The sequence below is a fragment of the Thermomonas sp. LB-4 genome (assembly GCF_036409385.1).
In the GTDB taxonomy this organism is placed as follows: Bacteria; Pseudomonadota; Gammaproteobacteria; order Xanthomonadales; family Xanthomonadaceae; genus Thermomonas.
On sequence record NZ_JAXOFT010000052.1, the window covers coordinates 1 to 1,749 of the forward strand.

The following is a 1,749-nucleotide window of genomic DNA, read 5'->3' on the forward strand; positions in this document are numbered from 1 at the left end:
TCCCGGAGGTGAGGCGCTATTGTCGCCGACAGGTGGCGAGTTGTTCAGACTTTCCTTAGCGGAGATCGGGGATGAGTTACTTGACTGCGAACCTGCTTGGTGGGCAGACGAAGCGTATGAAATCGCGGAGGCTCCGCAGGGCTCGTGCCCAGAGGCGGCTGAGGGTGTCATCGCCGGGCGGCCAGTCCGTTGTAACAGCTGGGAGGCGATCATCTGGGATTACTTTTACTATGCCGATGAAGTACCACCAGTCGACTGGCCTACAAAGCACATAGAGTCCTACAGGCTCGCATGCACCTCACTCGGGGCGGAAAAGGTTGAGGTCTTGCGTGCCGCTTTCAGGTCGCGATATGCGGCCTAACAATTCGTTCAAGCCGAGATCGCTTCGCGGCCGCGGAGTTGTTCGGTAAATTGTCACAACGCCGCGGCCGCAAAGCGCTCCGGCTTAACTCAGGTGTTAGGCCTCAGTCCCAAGCATCGTCAGCCACGCACATGAAAAGCATCCTGCTAGTCGGTCCCGGTGGCTTCATCGGCTCGATCGCGCGCTACAAGCTTGGCGGCCTTGTGCTGCACCTGACATCGCAGGAACGCTTCCCTTACAGCACGTTCGCAGTCAACGTTTTGGGCTGTTTGGTCATTGGCCTTCTAGCCGGCCTCACCGAGTGGTATGAGCTGTTCGGCCCTGACACACGGCTGTTCCTTTTCACCGGCCTGCTCGGTGGCTTCACAACCTTTTCCGCGTTCGGCCTTGACGCAGTGTTCCTTGTGCGTCGCGGTGAGTTACTGGTGGCTGCGTTGTATGCTGGTGCCAGTGTTGTTCTTGGCATCACCGCAGTTTGGCTAGGCCTCAAGCTCATCTCAGTGCTCCCCCGCTGAGGCCTAACAATTCGTTCAAGCCGAAACCGCTTCGTTCCACCAAAGGCATGGCAGGAAAAGCTTGCCATGCCTTTGGCTCCACTACGCGGTTCGGCTTAACTCAGGTGTTAGACCCCGGAACTGGCTCTGTGGCGCACTCGTGTCAGGCGGTGGCGGGTTGCTGTCGTATCGCTACACTGCATTCCATCCTATGCTCCGGTCGCCTATCGCACCGGAGCCCGCCGTGGACCATGAAATGAAACTGTCCCCTACTGCCGTCCGCCAGTCCCGAATTGAGCGGGGTTGGTCCCAGGAGCAGCTCGCCATCGCATCCGGGCTTAGCCTGCGTACCGTCCAGCGGGTGGAGTCCGAGGGAATTGCGTCGCTTAGCACCGCGGCCAGCCTCGCGGCCACCTACGGCATCCCGCTCCTGCAGCTGCAAGAAACATTGGCCGCGTCCGAACCTCGGCCATTCGGGCGCGGCGTCGTGGCCGTCTTTTACCTCGGAGTGGCCGTCCTCATGCTCGCGGCCGTTGGTGAATCGGGCCGGCTGCCGGGCGATCGGATGTCCACGGGCATCTTGGCCACTGACATTCTTGTAGCCGTCGTTGGGGCTGTGCTCGCCATTCCGGCTGCCGTTCGGCTCGTCCGCGCAGGCCACTTTACCGGCGTCATCCTTGCGGCGCTGGGCATGCCGCTCGTCACCTTGCTCTGTGGCGGGCTGCTGGTCTCGGCTCTGGCTCATCGCATTCCCGTGTGGCAGCTGCTGGGCATCGGCGGGTGCGGTCTCGCGCTCGTGGGCATGTCGGCTCGCGCCTTGCTGCAAGGTCAAAGGCCGGGGCCTAACAATTCGTCCAAGCCGACGCCGCTTCGCGGCGCGGCTTAACTCAGGTG

At 61.6% G+C, this 1,749-nt stretch carries 3 protein-coding genes; all 3 read left to right on the forward strand.

Going from position 1 to position 1,749, the window contains the following annotated elements:
• The coding region (locus SPK54_RS13555) for an aminoglycoside nucleotidyltransferase ANT(2'')-Ia (protein WP_330948397.1) at positions 1-361 on the forward strand (361 nt) is incomplete at its 5' end.
• Between the two features lie 131 nt (positions 362-492).
• Entirely contained in the window at positions 493-876 is a 384-nt protein-coding gene (crcB, locus tag SPK54_RS13560) for a fluoride efflux transporter CrcB (RefSeq protein ID WP_330948398.1), read from the forward strand.
• A gap of 235 nt (positions 877-1,111) precedes the next feature.
• On the forward strand, positions 1,112-1,741 hold the full coding sequence (locus SPK54_RS13565) for a helix-turn-helix transcriptional regulator (RefSeq protein ID WP_330948399.1): 630 nt from the start codon (positions 1,112-1,114) through the stop codon (positions 1,739-1,741).
• The last annotated feature ends 8 nt before the right edge of the window (positions 1,742-1,749 follow it).

What these genes read in the sequence shown, in the direction of transcription:
- crcB (WP_330948398.1), top strand. Translation starts at nt 493, where the DNA reads ATGAAAAGCATCCTGCTAGTCGGTCCCGGTGGCTTCATCGGCTCGATC.
- SPK54_RS13565 (WP_330948399.1), top strand. Translation starts at nt 1,112, where the DNA reads ATGAAACTGTCCCCTACTGCCGTCCGCCAGTCCCGAATTGAGCGGGGT.